22 protein-coding genes and 2 tRNA genes are annotated in these 18,509 nt (G+C 55.8%); 21 read left to right on the forward strand and 3 right to left on the reverse strand.

The features are described 5' to 3' along the window. Positions 1 to 46: 46 nt before the first annotated feature. The 8 genes from BD01_RS01135 (at position 47) to BD01_RS11370 (ending at position 7,324) form a co-directional block, all read left to right on the forward strand. Positions 47 to 559, forward strand: coding sequence for a KH domain-containing protein (locus BD01_RS01135; RefSeq protein ID WP_042689068.1), 513 nt, complete (start codon positions 47 to 49; stop codon positions 557 to 559). 79 nt (positions 560 to 638) lie between these two features. Continuing rightward, a complete protein-coding gene (gene aspS / locus BD01_RS01140) occupies positions 639 to 1,955 on the forward strand; it encodes an aspartate--tRNA(Asn) ligase (protein WP_042689069.1) in 1,317 nt (438 codons plus the stop codon). Positions 1,956 to 2,025: 70 nt separating this feature from the next. Further along, entirely contained in the window at positions 2,026 to 4,077 is a 2,052-nt protein-coding gene (locus BD01_RS01145; RefSeq protein WP_042689070.1) for a BatD family protein, read from the forward strand. Between the two features lie 35 nt (positions 4,078 to 4,112). Continuing rightward, complete coding sequence (gene pth2 / locus BD01_RS01150; protein ID WP_042689073.1) at positions 4,113 to 4,475, forward strand: peptidyl-tRNA hydrolase Pth2; 363 nt, start codon at positions 4,113 to 4,115, stop codon at positions 4,473 to 4,475. Between the two features lie 3 nt (positions 4,476 to 4,478). Beyond that, on the forward strand, positions 4,479 to 5,726 hold the full coding sequence (truD, locus tag BD01_RS01155) for a tRNA pseudouridine(13) synthase TruD (protein ID WP_042689075.1): 1,248 nt from the start codon (positions 4,479 to 4,481) through the stop codon (positions 5,724 to 5,726). Between the two features lie 48 nt (positions 5,727 to 5,774). Beyond that, complete coding sequence (locus BD01_RS01160) at positions 5,775 to 6,515, forward strand: phosphoglycolate phosphatase (protein WP_042689076.1); 741 nt, start codon at positions 5,775 to 5,777, stop codon at positions 6,513 to 6,515. Beyond that, positions 6,490 to 6,921 (forward strand): GNAT family N-acetyltransferase, encoded by a 432-nt coding sequence (locus BD01_RS11365; protein WP_245599259.1) that lies wholly within the window; start codon positions 6,490 to 6,492, stop codon positions 6,919 to 6,921. The genes BD01_RS01160 and BD01_RS11365 overlap by 26 nt, the downstream gene beginning before the upstream one ends. 19 nt (positions 6,922 to 6,940) lie before the next feature. Then, positions 6,941 to 7,324 (forward strand): hypothetical protein, encoded by a 384-nt coding sequence (locus tag BD01_RS11370; RefSeq protein ID WP_245599260.1) that lies wholly within the window; start codon positions 6,941 to 6,943, stop codon positions 7,322 to 7,324. On the opposite strand, the gene BD01_RS01170 is transcribed toward BD01_RS11370, so the two are convergent. After that, entirely contained in the window at positions 7,317 to 8,462 is a 1,146-nt protein-coding gene (locus BD01_RS01170) for a M20 metallopeptidase family protein (RefSeq protein WP_042689078.1), read from the reverse strand. The two genes, BD01_RS11370 and BD01_RS01170, sit on opposite strands and share 8 nt — an antisense overlap. Before the next feature lie 120 nt (positions 8,463 to 8,582). Between BD01_RS01170 and BD01_RS01175 the strand changes: the two genes are divergently transcribed. From BD01_RS01175 to BD01_RS01235, 13 genes are all read left to right on the forward strand, one after another. Beyond that, positions 8,583 to 8,660 (forward strand) — tRNA-Ala (locus tag BD01_RS01175). An 11-nt stretch (positions 8,661 to 8,671) separates the two neighbouring features. Continuing rightward, positions 8,672 to 8,749, forward strand: a tRNA-Val gene (locus BD01_RS01180). Positions 8,750 to 9,431: 682 nt separating this feature from the next. After that, complete coding sequence (locus BD01_RS01185; RefSeq protein ID WP_014121315.1) at positions 9,432 to 9,692, forward strand: 50S ribosomal protein L37ae; 261 nt, start codon at positions 9,432 to 9,434, stop codon at positions 9,690 to 9,692. A 24-nt stretch (positions 9,693 to 9,716) separates the two neighbouring features. Next, on the forward strand, positions 9,717 to 9,866 hold the full coding sequence (locus BD01_RS01190) for a DNA-directed RNA polymerase subunit P (protein WP_042689082.1): 150 nt from the start codon (positions 9,717 to 9,719) through the stop codon (positions 9,864 to 9,866). 51 nt (positions 9,867 to 9,917) lie between these two features. Further along, positions 9,918 to 10,556 carry a ribosomal biogenesis protein gene (locus BD01_RS01195; RefSeq protein WP_042689085.1) on the forward strand — a complete coding sequence of 213 codons (639 nt, stop codon included), beginning with the start codon at positions 9,918 to 9,920 and terminating at the stop codon, positions 10,554 to 10,556. Beyond that, positions 10,502 to 10,777 carry a KEOPS complex subunit Pcc1 gene (pcc1, locus tag BD01_RS01200; protein ID WP_051482143.1) on the forward strand — a complete coding sequence of 92 codons (276 nt, stop codon included), beginning with the start codon at positions 10,502 to 10,504 and terminating at the stop codon, positions 10,775 to 10,777. The genes BD01_RS01195 and pcc1 overlap by 55 nt, the downstream gene beginning before the upstream one ends. Positions 10,778 to 10,839: 62 nt before the next feature. Further along, positions 10,840 to 11,190, forward strand: coding sequence for a prefoldin subunit beta (locus BD01_RS01205; protein ID WP_042689089.1), 351 nt, complete (start codon positions 10,840 to 10,842; stop codon positions 11,188 to 11,190). Positions 11,191 to 11,217: 27 nt separating this feature from the next. Then, positions 11,218 to 11,538 carry a DUF3194 domain-containing protein gene (locus BD01_RS01210; RefSeq protein WP_042689090.1) on the forward strand — a complete coding sequence of 107 codons (321 nt, stop codon included), beginning with the start codon at positions 11,218 to 11,220 and terminating at the stop codon, positions 11,536 to 11,538. Further along, positions 11,516 to 12,499, forward strand: a complete 984-nt coding sequence (locus tag BD01_RS01215) for a DHH family phosphoesterase (RefSeq protein ID WP_042689093.1) — start codon at positions 11,516 to 11,518, stop codon at positions 12,497 to 12,499. Before BD01_RS01210 ends, BD01_RS01215 begins: the two co-directional genes overlap by 23 nt. 5 nt (positions 12,500 to 12,504) lie before the next feature. Further along, positions 12,505 to 12,831: a hypothetical protein gene (locus BD01_RS01220; RefSeq protein WP_042689095.1), complete on the forward strand. Its 327-nt coding sequence runs from the start codon at positions 12,505 to 12,507 to the stop codon at positions 12,829 to 12,831. A 44-nt stretch (positions 12,832 to 12,875) separates the two neighbouring features. Next, positions 12,876 to 13,988 (forward strand): hypothetical protein, encoded by a 1,113-nt coding sequence (locus BD01_RS01225; protein ID WP_042689098.1) that lies wholly within the window; start codon positions 12,876 to 12,878, stop codon positions 13,986 to 13,988. Continuing rightward, a complete protein-coding gene (locus BD01_RS01230; protein ID WP_042689100.1) occupies positions 13,915 to 14,640 on the forward strand; it encodes a tRNA-binding protein in 726 nt (241 codons plus the stop codon). The genes BD01_RS01225 and BD01_RS01230 overlap by 74 nt, the downstream gene beginning before the upstream one ends. Positions 14,641 to 14,738: 98 nt before the next feature. Then, positions 14,739 to 15,587: a hypothetical protein gene (locus BD01_RS01235; RefSeq protein ID WP_051482144.1), complete on the forward strand. Its 849-nt coding sequence runs from the start codon at positions 14,739 to 14,741 to the stop codon at positions 15,585 to 15,587. Positions 15,588 to 15,749: 162 nt separating this feature from the next. Here the strand turns inward: BD01_RS01235 and BD01_RS01240 are convergent, their stop codons facing one another. Continuing rightward, the gene (locus BD01_RS01240; protein WP_042689103.1) at positions 15,750 to 17,609 is read right to left on the reverse strand and encodes an aldehyde ferredoxin oxidoreductase family protein; all 1,860 of its coding nucleotides are present in this window, start codon (positions 17,607 to 17,609) and stop codon (positions 15,750 to 15,752) included. Next, positions 17,609 to 18,436, reverse strand: coding sequence for an aldo/keto reductase (locus tag BD01_RS01245; RefSeq protein WP_042689107.1), 828 nt, complete (start codon positions 18,434 to 18,436; stop codon positions 17,609 to 17,611). The genes BD01_RS01240 and BD01_RS01245 overlap by 1 nt, the downstream gene beginning before the upstream one ends. Between the last annotated feature and the right edge of the window lie 73 nt (positions 18,437 to 18,509).

The following is an 18,509-nucleotide window of genomic DNA, read 5'->3' on the forward strand; positions in this document are numbered from 1 at the left end:
TGAATTAAGGGTTAGCCCATCAAGGTCATTCTAAGGAGGTGAGAACGTGAAGGCGCCAATCTGTGAGGTTTGTCTCAAGACCGACGACATTCTCTGCCCCGCTGACGAGAAAAAGCTCCAGGAGGGTATAATTTCTGAGCTGGACGTTAAGGTTGCACGCTTACTCTACAAGCTCCTCGGCGACGTTGACATCGAGTTCAAGAAGGCCGTCGAGGCTGGAGACCTCATCGTTATCGTTGTCGGTGAGGGAGACGTCCCGATAACCATCGGCAAGGGCGGGAAGAACATAAAGACCCTCATAAGGGAGCTTGGAAAGCGCGTTAGGGTTATCGAGGGCATGAAGGCGGAATCAACCGATGAGCTCAAGAAGCTCGCCTCCGACCTGCTCTATCCGGCCGGTGTCTTCGGCGTCAACGTCGTTTACAGGCCCGGAGGGGAGACCTACTACAAGGTTCTCGTCTTCGGTAGGGACAGGAAGAAGCTCCCGGAGAAGCCCGAGATACTCGAGAGCGTCCTGAGCCAGATAGTCGGGAAGGAGGTCAAAATTTCGTTTGTCTGACCCCTCTTCGGTTTCTTCGTTTCTCCCCCGTGCATCGAATACCTTTAAAAGCTCGCCCCTACTCCTTCTGGGGATGGCCATGTACAGGACGCACTACTCGAGCGAGATAACCGAGGAACTCAACGGCCAGCGCGTTAAAGTGGCTGGCTGGGTGTGGGAAGTCAAGGATTTGGGCGGAATCAAGTTCCTCTGGCTCAGGGACAGGGAGGGAATAGTTCAGATTACCGCCCCGAAGAAGAAGGTTGACCCCGAGATATTCAAGCTCATTCCGAAGCTCAACAGCGAAGACGTCGTCGCGGTCGAGGGAACTGTTAACTTCACGCCCAAGGCGAAGCTCGGCTTTGAGATTCTCCCGGAGAAGCTTGAGGTCCTCAGCAGGGCGGGGACACCTCTACCCCTTGACCCGACCGGGAAGGTCAAGGCCGAGCTCGACACCCGCCTGGACAACCGCTTCATGGACGTCAGAAGGCCCGAGGTAATGGCGATTTTCAAGATACGCTCGAGCGTCTTCAAGGCGGTCAGGGATTTCTTCCACGAGAACGGCTTCATCGAGATTCACACGCCCAAGATTATTGCGACGGCGACCGAGGGCGGAACGGAACTCTTCCCAATGAAGTACTTCGAGAAGGACGCCTTTTTAGCTCAGAGCCCTCAGCTCTACAAGCAGATTATGATGGCTTCGGGCCTTGACAGGGTTTACGAGATAGCGCCGATTTTCAGGGCGGAGGAGCACAACACAACGAGGCACCTCAACGAGGCGTGGAGCGTTGATGCAGAGATGGCCTTCATCGAGAGCGAGGAGGAGGTAATGGAGCTCCTTGAGAGGCTCGTGGCTCATACTATCAATTACGTCCGCGAGCACAACGCGAAGGAACTCGAAACCCTCAACTTCGAGCTGGAGGAGCCGAAACTGCCCTTCCCGAGGCTGAGCTACGATAAGGCCCTTGAGATTCTCGCCGACCTTGGGAAGGAAATCCCGTGGGGCGAGGACATAGACACCGAAGGCGAGAGGCTCCTCGGGAAGTACATGATGGAGAACGAGAACGCTCCGCTCTACTTCCTCTATAAGTATCCGAGCGAGGCCAAGCCTTTCTATATAATGAAATACGACGATAAGCCAGAAATCTGCAGGGCCTTCGATTTGGAATACCGGGGAGTTGAGATAACCTCCGGTGGCCAGAGGGAGCACCGCGTTGATGTCCTCGTCGAGCAGATTAAGGAGAAGGGGCTCAATCCAGAGAGCTTCGAGTTCTACCTCAAGGCCTTCCGCTACGGAATGCCCCCGCACGGCGGCTTCGGCCTTGGAGCTGAGAGGCTGATAAAGCAGATGCTTGACCTCCCGAACATCAGGGAGGTTATCCTGTTCCCGAGGGACAGGAAGAGGCTCACACCGTAAGGCCTTTATACCTTCCTCCCTTTCATTGTGTAGGCAATTGTGTACATATTGGTGTACGGAGGTATGCATAATGAGAAAACTCGTGGCTTTAATCTTGGCGGTACTCGTCTCTTTATCCGCACTTCACATCGGGAGTGTCGGTGCGTCGGACATTAAGTACGCCAGTGTCACAGGTATCAGTCTGCCCCTTGGAGGCAGTGCCCAGCTGGGCCCGTACACTGTTAAGTTCACCGATGCGAGCCTTGGCTGGGACAGCGTTTATCTAACTGTTGAAGGTCCTGATGGCAGGATGAGCGCCGTTCTTAAGGTGGGCAAGTCTTTGGCGTATCCCTCCAGTGACCCCGATAAGATGCTCCTCAACGTCTCGGTGCTCTGGATTAAGAGCGACTCCAAATCCGTGCTCCTGACGATAAGCTCACCGCTCACCAAGCTCTACTCGGGCAAGGCCATACCCGTTGGTACTGAGTTCAGCCTTCCCTCCGGATTCCCCCAGATAAAAATAAAGCTCCTCTCCGTTTCCGATACCGAGGCAACTTTCACGGTTAGGATGCCCTACGGAGCCTCATACACCCTTGAAATCCCAAAGGGTCAGTCAAGGTCCGTTTCATACAAGCTGGATGACCTTCACACATACGTTAGCTACCTCTCCATTGAGGTGCTCAACACCACCAAGAACAGCGGTGCGGTAATCAACCTCTACATCCCGAGGGTCGCGTCCACAACGCTCAAGGTGACCGTCCCTGGGGAGGAGACCCAGGAGAACCCAACGACCCCCGTTGTTGAGACAACAATCCTCTACAACGACCTCGTTTATGTGGGTGAGAGGCTTCCGGTTAAGTACAACGGCACCACCTACTACTTCAAGCTCCTCTCAGTAATCCCAGATTTGGCGAGGGTAGAAGTTTACACTGCCAATAAAACCTACGCAACCTACACCCTAGAAGCAGGTGACGTTCCCAAGGCCATACCGGGAACTCCGTTCCTCGTGGCCATCTCCAAGACCCAGCCCGACTACAAGAGGGCCATACTCAAGGTCTACGGCCCAATTGAAGCCGAAGTTAATCCAATACTCCGCTCGGCTCAGGTCGTTGCCAACATAACCGCCGTCCCGAAGAAGGTTCTCCTCGGGCAGGACATAGTGCTCTCGATAGGCGTTGAGAACCTTGGAAGGGGCGATGCATATCAGCTCAACGTCGCGGCACCGATTCCAAACGGTTTCCAGCTCGTCAGCATGACCAAGAGCTGGCAGATAAAGAACCTCCCCGCCTTTACCAAGCTCCCAATGCTCGTCTACGTCCTCAGGCCCACGAAGGTCGGCAAGTTCGACATCGGTAAGGTTCTCGTGACTTACTACGACGACCAGAGCCTTGAGACCGGCAAGATGAAGACCATCTACTCCGCCCCGCTCACCGACATCGAAGTCTATGCAATACCCAAGCTCTCGCTTAACGCCCTCGCCTACAACGGCACCTGGAGCAACTACGTCACCGCCAAGGTGAACAGCACGGTAACACTCGCCCTGACCGTCCAGGCCTCAAAGGGCAACCCGACCTACGAGTTCATCCAGAACGCGACGCTGGTGCTTACCTATCCGAAGTCGCTGAAGGGCCAGACCGTGCTGAACCTCGGCACGATAAAGGCCGGCGACGTTAAGACCGTCAAGGTTCCCCTGCAGGTTCTCGGAGAGAACCTCTCCCTCGTAAAGGCAACCCTCAAGTACCTTGACCCCCTCGGAAACGCCCACGAGGTTAACTTCGGAACCGTTGCAACCGTGAACAGCATCCCACCGGAGGTCATTGTCAAGGAAGTCAAGGTCTGGCCCAAGCCCGAGGAGCTTCCAGCGTACATCAACCAGACCCTCGCGAAGATGGACAACGCTACTCCCATAGCGGAGCAGATACTCAGCGTTGCCTCGGCCTATGTCCCACCGAAGAAGGAGAGCAACCCCTGGAAGCCCCTGGCGATAATCTTCATCCTGACGACCCTCGTCCTCGCGGGTGTCACGTACAACTACTGGCGCGAGCTCGAGGCCCTCAAAGAGAAGGTTCTGAGGAAGAAGCAGAGGCGCCCGGGAGGACTGCCAAAGAAGGACGAGGAAGAAAACGAGATAGAGCTACTTTAGTCAATTTTTTAAATCCCTTCCATCCCTTTTCTCCCATGAGCGCGTTCAGGTACAAGCAGGTTATCGTCTCACGGAGGGACTTAAAACTCAGCAAGGGCAAATTCGCGGTTCAGGTGGCTCACGGCGCAGTAACCGCCACCCTAAAGGCCCAGAAGGAGAGGCCCGAGTGGTTCAAGGCCTGGTTCAACGAGGGGCAGAAGAAGGTCGTCGTCAAGGCCGAAAACCTTGAGGAACTGTTCCAGCTGAAAGCCCAGGCTGAGAAGCTCGGTCTCCCTACGGCACTGATAAGGGATGCTGGATTAACAGAGATTCCCCCGGGGACAATAACCGTCTTAGCCATCGGGCCTGGACCAGAGGAGCTGGTGGACAAGGTTACTGGCCATCTCAAGCTGGTGTGAGTCATGGACTATCGCGAGTTCTTCTCCAGATTCCGGCACCTGAGCGAGAAGCCCGGGATAGGGGGTAGAATCAAGGCTTTTCCCAAGGATTTCGTTGTCATTGAGGAGCCTCTCCCCCAAATCTTCGAGGGGAGGAAGCACGCGATTTTCCTCCTCAAAAAGCGAAACTGGGACACGATGGCCGTGATAAAGGAAATCGCCAAGCGCGCCGGGATAAGCCACCGCGATATAGGCTTCGCAGGGACGAAGGACAGACACGCGGTAACCTACCAGTACATAAGCGTGCCGGCCGATGCGAGGGAGAATGTTGAGTCAGTTCAGATCCGGGACATCGAGCTGAGGTTCGTCTCCTACGGCCGGTTCATAAAGCTCGGCCACCTGCTCGGCAACAGGTTCAGGATAATCGTCAGGGACGTCGGTGAGAACGCTTTTGAAAGGACTAAGGAAATAATCCGGGAGCTCCGTGAGAAGGGGGGCTTTCCCAACTACTTCGGCTACCAGCGCTTCGGCGAGAGAAGGGTCGTGAACCATCTGATTGGAAAGCTTCTCCTCCAGGGGGAGTTTGAGGAATCGGCGAGGCTCTTCCTCGGCTACGCCGACGGGAGCATGGAGGGTGATGAAGCCAGAAAGAACTTCTGGGAGACGGGCGACGTTGACAGGGCCCTGGGGGAGTTCCCGCGCTTCCTCCGTTACGAGAGAACTCTACTCTACACCTACAAGAAGACCGGAAGCTGGAAAAAGGCCTTCCTGTCGCTCCCGCTCCCGATAATGCGCATCTTCATTCACTCCTACCAGAGCTACCTCTTCAACCTTTACCTGTCAAGGCGCATTGAGGAGCTACCTCTCAACGAACCACTGGTCGGCGATATCGTCGTCCAGGTGAAGGGAGGAATACCGTACCGCGACAGGACATACCGCGTCACCGAGACTAACATCAACTTCGTCCGTGAGAAGATAAAGAGGGGCGAGGCCATGGTTTCGGGCCCGCTCTTCGGCTTCGCGATGAGGAAAGCCAAGGGACTTCCCGGCGAACTTGAGGGGGAAATTCTCGAAGAGGAGGGATTAAGCCTCGACGCCTTCAAAAGGCTCCCGAAGCCGATGGCCGAACCCGGTGGAAGGCGGGAACTCCTCATTCGCCCAATAGGCATGACTTACGGCTACGTTCCCGGAACTGGAATGTGCTTCCGCTTCTTCCTTCCCAAAGGGGTCTACGCGACCAGCGTTTTGAGGGAAATTATGAAGGACCACTGAAAGCAAAGCCTTATATTCCCGCAACCTTTCCCGTCTTCGGGTGAGAGAATGAGGATTAAGGCCATATCTCTCGACATAGACGGTACGATAACCTATCGCGACAGGACGCTGAGCATCGACGCCCTGAAGGCCATAAGGCTCGCCGAGAGGCTAGGCGTTCCGGTAATGCTCGTAACGGGGAACTCCGTTCCATTTGCAGAGGCCGCGGCCGTTTTCATAGGAACGAGCGGGCCGGTCATAGCTGAAGACGGTGGAGCGCTCTCGTTGAAGGGCGAGGGAACGATGAGAAAGCGCGTTTTTCTGACAGATATGGACGAGGAGTGGATACTCTGGAGCGAGCTGAAGAAACGCCATCCCGAGGCAGAGCTGAGCTACTCGACGATGGAGCGAAAGGCCGGTCTCGTGATAACCAGAAAAGTTCCCGTTGAGGTCGTCAGGGAAATCATAGAGGAGCTGGGGCTTAACTTGGTGGCCGTTGATTCGGGCTTTGCAATCCACGTGAAGAAGCCCTGGATTAACAAGGGGACGGGAATAGAGAAGGCCTGCGAGTTTCTCGGGATAAAGCCCGACGAAGTCGCCCACGTCGGCGACGGTGAGAACGACCTCGATGCCTTCAGGGTCGTCGGCTACCGCGTGGCCATCGCCCAGGCCCCCGAAAGCCTCAAGCAGAAAGCGGACTACGTTACCGAGAAGCCCTACGGGGACGGCGGGGCGGAGGCGATAATGCACATCCTCAAGAAGTTCGGTTACCTGGGTGAGGACGATGAGAATCCGCCCGGCGACACTTGACGACGTTGGAGGAATCGTTGAGCTCCATACCGCCGGAGAAAAGGTGAGCGGTAGCCTCTACGAGCGCTACACCCAGGGTGGCCCCTGGATGGCCGTTGAGACCTTCTCGATTCACCTCAACAACCTCCTGCTCGATGACCAGCTTATTGCAGTGGCGGAGCTCAACGGAAAGGTTGTCGGCGAGGTTGAGGTGCTATTCTCGGAGGAGCCAATCAATGGGGAAATCAGAAGGATAGGGCACGTTGACGTCATAGAGGTTCACCCCGATTACCGGAGGAAAGGCGTAGGCAGGGCGCTGATGGAGTTCGTTGAGGACGTTGCGAGGGAAAGGGGAGTCGAGATGCTGACTGTTCAGCCGGAAGAGGAAGCGGAGGGTTTCTACAAAAAAGCTCGGCTTCAACGTTGAGGTCTTTGAGGGGACTACCGTGTGGGTTCCATTGAAGGGTGAGGGCAAGGCAGAGCCAACCGCATTTAGCTGGGATGACGTTAAAGAGCTTGAGCTCGTCGCGGGTCGTTTTCAGAGCTCGTACAGCATGTATTTCTCGGCGTTTAAGGACAGCATTGCGGGGATACACTACACGGTCGAGTCTGGAAGGGTTGGGGAGTCCTATTACGCGCTCAGGAACCTTCCGGGCAGGGAAGGGGTTGCGGTTCTTCTCTGGGGCAGGGTCGAGGACCTCAAGCCCCTCCTCGGGAGGGCAAGGGCTCTCGGATTCAAACGGGCCCTGACGGTCCTTCCGGGAGAAGTTGAAAGCTTTGGTGCCGAAAAGATACGAAAAATCAAAATACTCGCGAAGGAGCTCACCTGAGGAACTCCCTGGCGAGCGCCACTTCCATCGCGGTGCCGAGGTGAAGGACGTCCTCATCAACGTCGAACTTTGGATGGTGGTGCGGATAGACGATTCCCTTCTCCTCGTTCCTTATTCCGAGGGCGAGGAATGCTCCTGGAACGCGCTGGAGGTAGTAGGCGAAGTCCTCGGCGCCCATAGTGGGGGGAACTTCCCCGTGCCTGAGGCCGTATTTCTCTGCAACTTCTCTGGCAAACTGCGCCATATCGGGGTCGTTGATAGTTGGGGGTGTAAGGTCCTGCACGCTTACCTTGGCCTTTGCCCCGTGCGCTGAGGATACTCCCTCTGCAATCTCCTTTATTCGTTTCTTGAGAATGTCTCCGACCTCGTTTTTGTAGAACCTGAACGTTCCTTTGAGCGAAACTTTCTCAGGGATGACGTTGAAGGTCGTGCCACCGTTTATCGCCGTAACGCTGACAACGGCCGTTTCCTTTGGGTCAACGTTCCGGCTCACAACCGTCTGCAGTGCCAGAACTATTTCGGAAGCTATTGGTATGGGGTCAACCGTTTCGTGTGGGCTCGCTCCGTGTCCGCCCTTGCCGATTATCTTCGCCTCGAAAAATCCTGCTCCCGCCAGGAACGGCCCCTCGCGGATTCCAATGACTCCGCTCGGCAGGTCCATCCACACGTGGAAGCCAAAGATTGCGTCAACGCCTTTAAGGGCGCCCCCTTCAATCATCTTTAAAGCCCCGTTTCCACCTTCCTCCGCCGGCTGGAACACGAGCCTGACCCTGCCGTTGAACTCGTCAATGTGCTCGGCGATTATCTTTCCCGCTCCGAGGAGCATGGCCGTGTGGGCGTCGTGACCGCAGGCGTGCATCTTCCCTGGAACGCGGGACTTGTAGGGAACATCGTTCTCCTCCTGAACAGGCAGTGCGTCCATATCGGCGCGTAACGCTATGGTCTTCTCGCCCTCGCCGATGTCGGCTATGATTCCCGTCCCAACGCGTTTTATCCTGTATCCCCACTCGCGAAGGTGCTCCTCAACAATCTTTGAGGTTCTCTCCTCCTCGTACTTGAGTTCCGGCCACATGTGGAAGTCTCTTCTCCACGCTATTATCTGGTCCTTAATTCTCTCGGCTTCCTTGACGGGGTCCATTCCAATCACCGTTTCATCGTTGGTAGAGCTACATATTAACTTTTCGATGGGCATCTAAAAGGATTCCCGACCGCAAAATTTATAAACCCACCTAGAAAGGAGATAACGGCGTCGTCAGGTGGGCCGGTAGCTCAGCCTGGTATGAGCGCCGCCTTGGCAAGGCGGAGGCCCCGGGTTCAAATCCCGGCCGGTCCACCAACATTTGGGCTGGGCCCGTGGTCTAGACTGGTTATGACGCCACCCTGACAAGGTGGAGGTCCGGGGTTCGAATCCCCGCGGGCCCACCAGTTACAAACTTCGCCTGCGCGAAGTTTGACCAAGGTTCGTAGCTCCTTTTGGAAAGCGATATTCCGGATGATTTTCTCATTGACTTGTCGTCTTGAGTGTGAGAACCTCCCAATTGCTCCTTTTGCAGAGGTTTACTTTTAGAATCGACGCCCGAAGGGCGTCAAAGGAAAATAAACCCTTTGAAAGGGTTGTTTTGGGTGATTCTCTCTTAGAAAGCTCGATTTTCCCAATAAAATCCCCCTTCCCTTGAGCCCTTGAGCGAGGAGCTACTAACTTTTGGTGAAGCTTTTCCCAAAAGCTTCAGCGCTGGCGGAAAAGTAGGTGCTTTTTTGAAATTCGGCAACTGTGAGAGAGTTTCTTTTTGACTTGCTCTTTCAAGAGTGTTTCATTTCCCAAACGGCGTCCAAAGGACGCCAAAAATAAGTTGAAACTGTTTCACTGGGCCCCTTTAATGTTAAACTTGTGTTGAAGTTCCCACTTTGAGAGTGCACGACTGACTTCTTGCTCTTTGGTAAGAATGGCGTTCTTTTCGCCAGCCTTTCTTAAAGGCTGTACAAAAGCTTTAGCGCAAGGTTTATTAAGAACGAAAAAGCTCGATGTCCGTAGTTATGCAAAGGTTTATAAAACGTCCCCGGAAACACTTTCCAGTCTTCGAGAATGCTTAACTTTGGGGTGATGCTCATGGGAAGGACTGTTAAGGTCGGTTCAGCCGGAAGGTTCGGTCCAAGGTACGGTCTCAAGATTAGAAGAAGGGTCGCGGCCGTTGAGGCCAAGATGAAGCAGAAGCACGTTTGTCCCGTCTGCGGAAGGAAGGCCGTCAGGAGGATTAGCACCGGCATATGGCAGTGCCAGAAGTGCGGTGCCACCTTCGCCGGCGGTGCCTACCTGCCGACCACTCCGGCAGGAAAGGTCGCGAAGCGCGTTGTCGCTTCCAAGGCCTGATTCTTTTCCTTTGAGGTGATTCCTATGGTAGTTGCCATCTACCGCTGTGCCAAGTGCGGTAAGGAGGTCGAGCTCGACCTCGCCACGACCAGAGAGGTCCGCTGTCCCTACTGCGGAAGCAAGATACTCTACAAGCCCCGCCCGAGGGTCGCGAGAAGGGTTAAGGCCATCTGAGCCTTTTCTTTCGAAAGGCTTTTATCAACCAAACCCAAACGAGTGGTTGCCATGATGCTGATAACGACTTCCCACAGACCGACGAGGAGGACGAGAAGCTTCGGCCACGACCTGGAGAAGGTCTTCCCCAACTCGCTCTACCTGACAAGGGGAAAGAAGACGATTCAAGATTTGCTCATGGAGGCCTACGACAGGAACTACGAGAGGCTCTTGATAATCAACGTCTGGAAGGGCAACCCGCTCAAGATGACCTTCATCAAGGTTGACCCCGACGACTGGGGCTACCTTGGCTACCTCTACCTCCACGGCATCAAACTTCAGCGTGAAATCGGTTTCAGAAACCTGAGGCCAATCCGCGAGGAGATGCCCTTCGTCGTAACCACTGCCAAGCGCGTTGGAATAGACCACACAGCCTTCGCCCAGGCCTTTGCCGAGCTCACCGGCGGAAAATTTGTGCCGAGGGGTAACAAGAGCCTCCAGACGATAGCGGACAAGAACAACACCGATGTAATCGGCGTAATCGAGAACTACCCAAGGGGAATGGCCGTCAACTTCTACCGCTTTGACGTTACAAAAGACAGGCCCGTCGGGCCGTTAATCCTCGTGAAAATCTGGATTATGGAGGACGGGCGGAGATGGGACTACAAGGAGGCGCTGGGTCTGAAGAGGTCTGGCCAATCGAGGGAGTGATTGAGCTTGCCTTTCCCGACGAGGAAACGGCCAGGGTTGTCTACGAGAGCGTTCTCTACGAGCACAAGACAGTCCCCTACAGGCGGAGCAGGATTGATTTCCTTCTCGACGGAAGGAAAATCGTAATCCGCTTTTTGGCCAAAGACAACTCGGCCTTACGGGGAACGCTGAACTCCTATTTGAGATGGATTAAGGTCGCAATGGATTCTCTGGAAGTTTAGCCTAAACTATTTAAAGCCCCGCCCTTATTCTAACCCGGCATCACGATTACGGAGGTGTTGTCATGCAGGGTATTCCGCCGCAGGTTCAGTCCATGCTGGCCCAGCTTGAGAGCTACCAGCAGCAACTTCAGCTTCTCGTCCAGCAGAAGCAGAAGGTCCAGCTCGAACTCAACGAGGCCAAGAAGGCCCTTGAGGAGATTGAGAAGCTCCCCGACGACGCGGTCGTCTACAAGACCGTTGGGACGCTCATCGTCAAGACCGACAAGGCCAAGGCCGTCGAGGAGCTCAAGGAGAAGGTAGAAACTCTCGAAGTCCGCCTCAGTGCCCTTGAGAGGCAGGAGAAGAAGCTCAATGAGAAGCTCAAAGAGCTTACAGCCAAGATACAGAGCTCGCTCCGCCCGACGGCGGGCTGATTTCCCTTTTCTCCTCCGGTGGTGGGCATGGAGCAGAGGGGCGTTATTAACATCGGCCTTCCAGAGCTGAGCGAGGAGGAGATAATAGAAATAGGAGAGCTGGCGCAGAGGGTCATAATAAAGCACGTCTTCGACGCCCTCAACAGGAGCGACGTCAAGGACATCGAGGTGACCACGAGGATAAACCGGGACGAGACACTCAACCTCGAAATCGAGGTCTATATTGAAGTGCCTGTCTTCGTCAAGGTGGACGTCGAGAGGCTGATTGACGAGGCCCTTGAGAAGGCCTACGAAGCGGTTGAGAGAAAGCTGAGGGAGATTGCTAATGAAGGGAAAGCTCAAGCTTAAGCGCTTCCTCCAGCGCTCGCGTGACAAATCCTATCTCCTCCTCTGCCATCACAACGCCGACCCCGATTCCCTCGGCTCGGCGATAGCCTTTGCCCGCTACCTCAGGTTTACCGGCGTTGAGAGGGTCAGGATAGGCGTTGCCCAGAGCGTTTCCTCCTACGCGAAGAGGCTTTTGACGCTCTCGCCCGTTCCAGTTGAGAAAAACCCGGCCGTTGAGGAAGACGTTGTCGTAATTTTCGACACTTCCTCCCTCGAACAGCTCGAACCGATTGAGATTCCGAAGGGGAAGACGGTAATCCTGATTGACCATCACGTCGAGAAGGAGAGGCCGATTAAGGCAGACATAGCGGTCGTTGACTCCTCAAGGACATCAACAGCTGAAATCGTGTGGGAGCTGTTCAAGTACCTCGGCTTTGCCGACGAGGAAAGTGCGAGGGCCCTTTTGGCAGGAATCGTTACCGACACGGCCAACTTCCGCTTCGCGAACGCGAAGACCTTCAAAGCGGTGAGCGAGATTTTAGAGAGGTTTCCGCTCCAGATGGGGGAGATATTTTCCCTCGTTGCCCCTGCCAGCGACGAAAACACCGACAACGCCCGGAGGATGGCCGTCCTCAAGGCCTGCCAGAGGCTCGAAATCAGAAAGTTTAGGAAGTACATCATCGCCGTCTCGAAGGTCTCAGCCTACGAGTCCTACGCCTGCAAGGTCTTCCTCCAGCTTGGGGCCGACATCGCGATAGTCGGGAGCGAGAAGAAGGGCGTCAGGATTTCCGCGAGGGCCAAGGAGAGTCTCGTTAAGAAGGGCCTCCACCTCGGAAAAATCATGGAGAAGGTGGGGCCCGTCATTGAAGGCTCTGGCGGTGGCCACGCCGGGGCCGCAGGAGCGAACGGAAAGGCCAACCTTGATAAAGCCATAAAGCTAATCCTCAGGGAGATTGAGAACTTCCTCAGGGAGAACGGGTGATTGAGATGGCGAAGTGCCCGCTGTGCGGAAAGCCCCTCGACTGGGGGGAGCTGGTTGAGCAGATGCTGAGCATTGAGAACGCCGAGGAAACGCTGAAGGACCGCGAAAAGTTTATCGGGGCCGTCGAGGGCTTTGCCTTCAAGTGCCCCCACTGCGGTGAGGAGTTCTACGGCAAGTATTTGCCGAGGGATGAAGCGGAGAAGGTCTTTGAGCTCCTCAACGAGTTTAAGGGTTCGATAGACTGGGAGAACAAGCGCGTCCGCCTCAGGCTGAACAGCCTCTTAGCTCTGGACAAGATGCTCGAGAACTGGGACAAGAAGATGAAGGGGTAACCCTTTTTAGGTTTTGGCACTATTTCAATAGTCCGGTGGTTTCTGTGGAATCGGTGAAGGAGAGGCTCAACGCCGGTGACTTCAAGGGCGCCCTTGAGCGGGCGAAGTCCTTAGACGACCCTCTGCAGAGGATTTTAGCGCTCAGCCTGGTCATGACAGAGTTCCCGCGCGAGGAGGTTCTCTCCGAGATGCTCGAAGCGGTTGAGAGGGTCACAGGCACCTACGAGAGGGCAATAGCGTATTCACTCGTTGGCAGAGCTTTTTACATCCTCGACCGCGAGAAAGGCGGTTCCTTCTACTTCGAGCGGGCGGTGAGCCTTGCGAAGTCCCTCCCATCGCCGAGGCTCAGGGGGGAGGCTTTGGCGGGAATCGCGAGGAACCTCGTTTTAGCGGACCGATACGGCGATGCCTACATCCTCTTCAGCGAGGCCGTTGATGAAATCCAGCGCGCGAGGGGGTTGAGTTCAAGGGCCCTTGAAACGCTCCGCAGGGTCGCGAGGCTCATCGAGAAGAGCGCCGACGAGATTCCCAACGAGAAGGCCTTAGCATTTTACCGGCTCGCCCGCGACATCTACGACTCCCTCTTCTTCAAGCTTCAGGCCAAGCACCTCTCAGACAAGATTGCGCTCATCGAAGACGTTCTCAAGCACGGCAGGGCCGTCGTCACCGAGCTGATAGAGAAGGGCGACGTCGAGAGGGCCATCGAGGTTATGCGCTTCCTCCCGCTTGAAGACAGGGCCGTTGAGATGCTCCACCTGAGCTACTGGCTCTTCCTCCACGAGAGGCCCTACCTTGCGAGAAAGGTCTTCAACGATGCCCTTGACCTGATTCTCGTCGGAAAGTTCCAGCCGAGGGACGGCGAGATTTTCTCGATAGCCCGGAAGATGCTCAAAATCGGCCGTCTCGAAGAACCCCTAATCCTGGCCGGCGTCATCAGGGACGTGGGGCTGTCATCGGAGCTCCTCGGCGAAGTTGCACTCGCCTACTCCCGGAAGGACCCGGCGAGGGCGCGCTCGATAGCCGAGGGGATACGGGACGAAAGCGTTAAGAGACGGGTTTTGAATGCCCTCGAAGGTGGTGAAGATGTGGGACACAAGCAAGGACTACCGCTTACTGGTGGCGGAGAAGGCGATAGAGCTCTTCCTGAAGACGGTTGAGGGGGCGAAGTTCAAGGGTCACTGGGACAAGAAGAAAGCGATAAAGCTCGGCAAGGAGATGCTCCCGGAGATACAGGCGATGCGCTACAGCTACATAGAGCCGAACGAGCTAATCGAGACCCCCCAGATGAAGGCCCTGAAGGAGAAGGCCCTCGGAATAATCGAGGCCCTTGGCGGGGAGGACTGGCACCACAAGTTCATAAGCAACGCCTCAAAGGACGAGCGCGAGAAGGTTGAGGAGCAGGTTGCGAAGATTCGCTTCTTCCTGAACACGATACTCGGCCTCGACAAAAGGCTCGCCCTCGGAAAGATAAACGACCCGGTCATAGCGGTCGACATCAAGGTCGGGGAGGTTATGAGCGTCGCCAAGCACCCCAACGCCGACAGGCTTTTGGTTACGAACGTCAACATCGGTGACAGGGCGATAACTGTAGTCACCAACGACCTCACCGTTAAGGAAGGAAACCGCGTGGCGGTCGCTTTGCTCCCGCCGGCCAACTTCAGGGGAATAGTCAGCGAGGGCATGTTCCTCGGCGCTGGAGAGGGTGTTCTCAAAGATGTCAAGGGCGAAATCGGCGGTCTGCCCAAGGGCATTCCGCTGGAGGCCTTAAACGAGACGAGGAACTTGGTCGAGGCGTTTTTGAAAGGATGACCTCTTACTATACCCTTTTGTCGCTTTTCAACTCTCCTTAAGTTGCCCGAAGAAAAGTTATAAACGTTTATCCCCAAACATAATAACGGTGACTGGACGTGGGGTGGAGCAGGCTCGTTCCCGTGGTTATCCTTGTCGCCCTCATAGCTGGCACGCTGGTGGCCTTGGGAGGCCTGCCGTCTGACGGGGAGGATTCTCAGGGGCTTTCCTCTTTCTGTCCATCTACGCCCACCGCGAGGGTTGCCTCCTTTGACTGGGGATTCATAGCCCTTGAAAACGCCAGCGAGGTTAGAAACGTTCCCTTCGTGAAGTTCAGCGTTGACCCGTACGGCAGAACGAACGTGAGCACAGGCAACGTGACGGCAAAAGTCCAGGTCATGGTTTTAATGGCCTGCAGTTACGATGGAAAACTCCTCTGGAACCTCACGCTTTCGGGCTACGCCTGGGCCTACGATGGTGGAAAATATGGCGTTAAAGCAAACGGAACGGCCCTTCCTGCCCTCCTTGTGGCGAATACGAGCGACTACCTCTACGTTCTCGTTTATCAAACCACGCCGAGGTCTTATTCTGAATTTAGAAACTACGTGTCAATCAACGACTACTTCTACGTTCTCGGCAGAAACGGAACTGTTAGAGAGTTCGACCTTGGGCGGGGCTTCGTTCCCATCAGGAACACGTTCCTCGTTTCCAACGGTAGCTACGTGCTGATGGGCTTTGAAAGGCCTCAGCCGGATGGTTCTCCAATGTCCGGCTACGTCATGATTCTAAACGGAACTAAGGTTGTCTGGAGCAGACTCTTCCAGATGAACGACCCGAGCTGTCTCTGCTACGTCATTCCCGGCTGGGGCAGGATTGACAGAAACGGGTGTGCAGTTTTCGGCCTCTACGACGGCGAGGGGAGGTACTGCAACGGGGAGTTCACGTACGTAGCCAACACGACGGGGTGAATCGAGGAAAGACCGGAGATGCCGTCCTTGCGGTTCTCTGGGGTGTTCTTTTTCCGTCCATTCTCCCTCCGAAGCTTATCCGTTGTTGAGGCGCCAGCGTTGAGTGGAGCTCCCTTAGAAGTGTCATTAGGTGCGAAATAAAAATGAGACAAGAAAAGGCCTTCACTCTACGCCCATTCTCTTCCTCACAACTTCCAAAGCCCTCTCGGCATCGCTCTTGAACTCCGGATAGCCAAGCTCCTCCATAGTTTCCGGCAGCGGAACGCCGAGCTCCTCGTGCCAGCCCCTGAGCCTGTAGAACTCCTTACGAGCTTCAAGAAAGTCGTTGTAGTCTATGAAGGCCGCATTCCCCTTGGCCGGCCCGTCCGGCTCAGGTTCCCACCAGCGCGGTGGAATCGTGTCGTCGAGCGGAGGCGTCACCCAGTCGAGGGCGTCGTGTATGCGCGCGATGCTCTCAACAGCCTGGGCAATTTTCCTTAGCCTCTTGACCGTCCACTCCTCGCCAGTCGCGAGCGAGTAGAACCTCGCCAGGTCTTCCATCTTGTAGGACACGAACTTGCACGTTCCAAGCATGTCGGTGATGTAGCTCTCGTCCCTGCCCTCTATGAGCGAAGGCACGAGCTCTTTAGCGGGTCCCTGGTTCGGTAGCTGATGGGGTCTCGGCCAGCCCCTCAGGTGAGACGCTCCGACGTCAGCTGTGGCGTAGCTGAGGGCGTAGGTTCTCCTTCCGCGCGGGTCCCAGGCGGGGCTTTCCATGCCCTTCACGTGCACGGCGAACTCGCAACCTCTACCGAGCCTCTCGCAGGCTCTCTTTACGCCATCGGCGAGAATCGCCCCGATGCCCTTCTTCTCTGCCATCAGCTTGATGAGCTTTTCCTCGGCCTCCTCGTCGCCGAAGCCCCTGACCGGGAACCCTATCTCCTCCTCGCTTATGAGGCCCCTCTCGACCAGCTCAAAGAACCAGCCTATCGTCGCTCCCGTCGCTATGCTGTCGAGGCCGAGGTTGTTGACGAGCCAGTTGAAGTAGGCAACGGCCGGGAAGTTGAAGACGCCCGTTGCCGCTCCAAGCATCGCGATGCTCTCGTACTCGGGCTTGACGCGGATTTTCCTGCCCTTGTATTCGACCTCTACATACCTGGCGCACTTAATCGGACAGCTCTTGCCGTGGACGAACCACTCCGGCTCTACCTCGTACTTCTTGACCTCGTCCCCGCCCAGCTTCTCCGCCAGCTCCTCCGGAATGTAGGGCCTTGAGAAGTTGTAGGCCGGGCTCATTCCGAGGGAGGCCGAGCTTCTCAGCGCATCGCTCGTTCCGTAGTTTCTGCTGTGCTCATACTTCGGGTCGGTCGCGAAGTGGTCGTAGAACTCCTGCCAAAGCCTCTGGAACTCCTCCGGGCTGGCAACAGGTGGCTTCTCCCCCGGCTCAACCACAACGGCCTTAACCTTCTTGCTCCCGAGGACTGCCCCGAGACCGCCCCTTCCGCTCGCGCGCTCGGTGTCGTAAATCACGTTGGCAATCCTGCTGAGCCTCTCGCCGGCCGGGCCAATTAAAGCTAGGCTCGCCTTCGGGTGCTCCTTCCAGAGTTCTTTAGCGACCTCGTAGTTGCCCCTGCCCCAGAGGTGCTTTGCATCTCTGATTTCCACCTCCCCATCGTGGACGTAGAGGTAAACCGGCTCCTCGGCCTTCCCCTCGATGATTATCGCGTCGAAGTGCCCCTTGAGCTTGGGTCCGAAGGCGTCTCCACCGCTTGAATCGCTGATTAGCCTCGTCTCGGGGCTCTTGCTAACGGCTATGACCTTGCTCGAACCCGGAATCAGGCCGGTTAATCCACCGGTGGCGAAGACGAACTTGTTGGCCGGGCTGAGCGGGTCGGTTCCCGGCGGGACCTCCCGGTAAATCAGGTAGTAGCCGAGGCCCTTTCCGCCGACGAACTTCCTTATCACCTCATCGGGAAGTTCCTCGTAGGTGACCTTTCCCTCAGTCAGGTTCACTCTCGCTATCCTGTTCTTGTATCCATACATCAAACACACCTCCGGGCTTTCTCCCTATCTTCCCTACTCAATCTCCAGCTCATAGCGCCGGCGTTCTCTTCCACGTGCTCCTTCCTGCCGGCTTTGGGAATCGCAACAACATTCTCCTCCCATATCAGGTAGTTTAGCGCGACCTGGGCCGATGTTTTTCCGTATTTTCTCCCAATCTCGGCCAGGCATGGGTTCCTCGCGAGGGAACCCTTCTCCAGCGGGGTGTAAGCTATCAGCGCAATCTTTTCCTTCTTCATGTAGTCGAGAAGTCCACTCGTTTCGGGCCAGCGGTCGCGGAGGGAGTACTTTACCTCGTTGGCAACGATTTCGTACTTCCTCATTGCCTCCTGAGAGCGTTTCAGAAGCTCCAAGTCGAAGTTGCTGACGCCGATGTATCTTACGACCCCTTCATCAACCAGCTCCTCAAGGGCGTGGAGGGTCTCCTCTATCCTTCGCCACTCGGTTCCGGGCCAGTGGAGGAGGTGCAGGTCAATGTATGTGCCGAGCCTCTTAGCGCTCGCCCTTACCGCTTTCTTCGTCCTCTCGTAGCCGAAGTTCGTGGGCCAGACCTTGCTGATGATGAAGAGTTCATCCCTGTCAAAGCCCTCGATGGCCCGTCCAACCAGCTCTTCAGAGTGGCCGGCACCGTAGAACTCGGCGGTATCTATGAGGTTAATCCCGAGTTCGAGGCCGTAGCGGAGAACCTCAACGCTCTCCTCGTCCCGCGAGTAGTCGGGGCTCTCGTAGCCACCGATTCCCCAGGTGCCGAGGCCTATGGCGGTCACCCTATCCGAACCGATGACCTTAGGGTCTCGAAGAGCACCCACGCTATCACCTAATAAAATAGAAGCGTTTAACCCTTTTAAGGTTTCCGTTTGAACGCTAAAATCTATGTCACAA

The organism is Thermococcus nautili, assembly GCF_000585495.1.
Taxonomy (GTDB): Archaea; Methanobacteriota_B; Thermococci; order Thermococcales; family Thermococcaceae; genus Thermococcus; species Thermococcus nautili.

Coding starts and splice junctions, on each gene's coding strand:
- BD01_RS01160 (WP_042689076.1), top strand. CDS start 5,775: ATGAGGATTAAGGCCATATCTCTCGACATAGACGGTACGATAACCTAT.
- BD01_RS01190 (WP_042689082.1), top strand. CDS start 9,717: ATGGTAGTTGCCATCTACCGCTGTGCCAAGTGCGGTAAGGAGGTCGAG.
- BD01_RS01240 (WP_042689103.1), bottom strand. CDS start 17,609: ATGTATGGATACAAGAACAGGATAGCGAGAGTGAACCTGACTGAGGGA.
- BD01_RS01145 (WP_042689070.1), top strand. CDS start 2,026: ATGAGAAAACTCGTGGCTTTAATCTTGGCGGTACTCGTCTCTTTATCC.
- BD01_RS01230 (WP_042689100.1), top strand. CDS start 13,915: ATGTGGGACACAAGCAAGGACTACCGCTTACTGGTGGCGGAGAAGGCG.
- BD01_RS11365 (WP_245599259.1), top strand. CDS start 6,490: ATGAGAATCCGCCCGGCGACACTTGACGACGTTGGAGGAATCGTTGAG.
- aspS (WP_042689069.1), top strand. CDS start 639: ATGTACAGGACGCACTACTCGAGCGAGATAACCGAGGAACTCAACGGC.
- BD01_RS01220 (WP_042689095.1), top strand. CDS start 12,505: ATGGCGAAGTGCCCGCTGTGCGGAAAGCCCCTCGACTGGGGGGAGCTG.
- BD01_RS01215 (WP_042689093.1), top strand. CDS start 11,516: ATGAAGGGAAAGCTCAAGCTTAAGCGCTTCCTCCAGCGCTCGCGTGAC.
- BD01_RS01205 (WP_042689089.1), top strand. CDS start 10,840: ATGCAGGGTATTCCGCCGCAGGTTCAGTCCATGCTGGCCCAGCTTGAG.
- pth2 (WP_042689073.1), top strand. CDS start 4,113: ATGAGCGCGTTCAGGTACAAGCAGGTTATCGTCTCACGGAGGGACTTA.
- truD (WP_042689075.1), top strand. CDS start 4,479: ATGGACTATCGCGAGTTCTTCTCCAGATTCCGGCACCTGAGCGAGAAG.
- BD01_RS01185 (WP_014121315.1), top strand. CDS start 9,432: ATGGGAAGGACTGTTAAGGTCGGTTCAGCCGGAAGGTTCGGTCCAAGG.
- BD01_RS01210 (WP_042689090.1), top strand. CDS start 11,218: ATGGAGCAGAGGGGCGTTATTAACATCGGCCTTCCAGAGCTGAGCGAG.
- BD01_RS01195 (WP_042689085.1), top strand. CDS start 9,918: ATGATGCTGATAACGACTTCCCACAGACCGACGAGGAGGACGAGAAGC.
- pcc1 (WP_051482143.1), top strand. CDS start 10,502: ATGGGACTACAAGGAGGCGCTGGGTCTGAAGAGGTCTGGCCAATCGAG.
- BD01_RS01170 (WP_042689078.1), bottom strand. CDS start 8,462: ATGGACCCCGTCAAGGAAGCCGAGAGAATTAAGGACCAGATAATAGCG.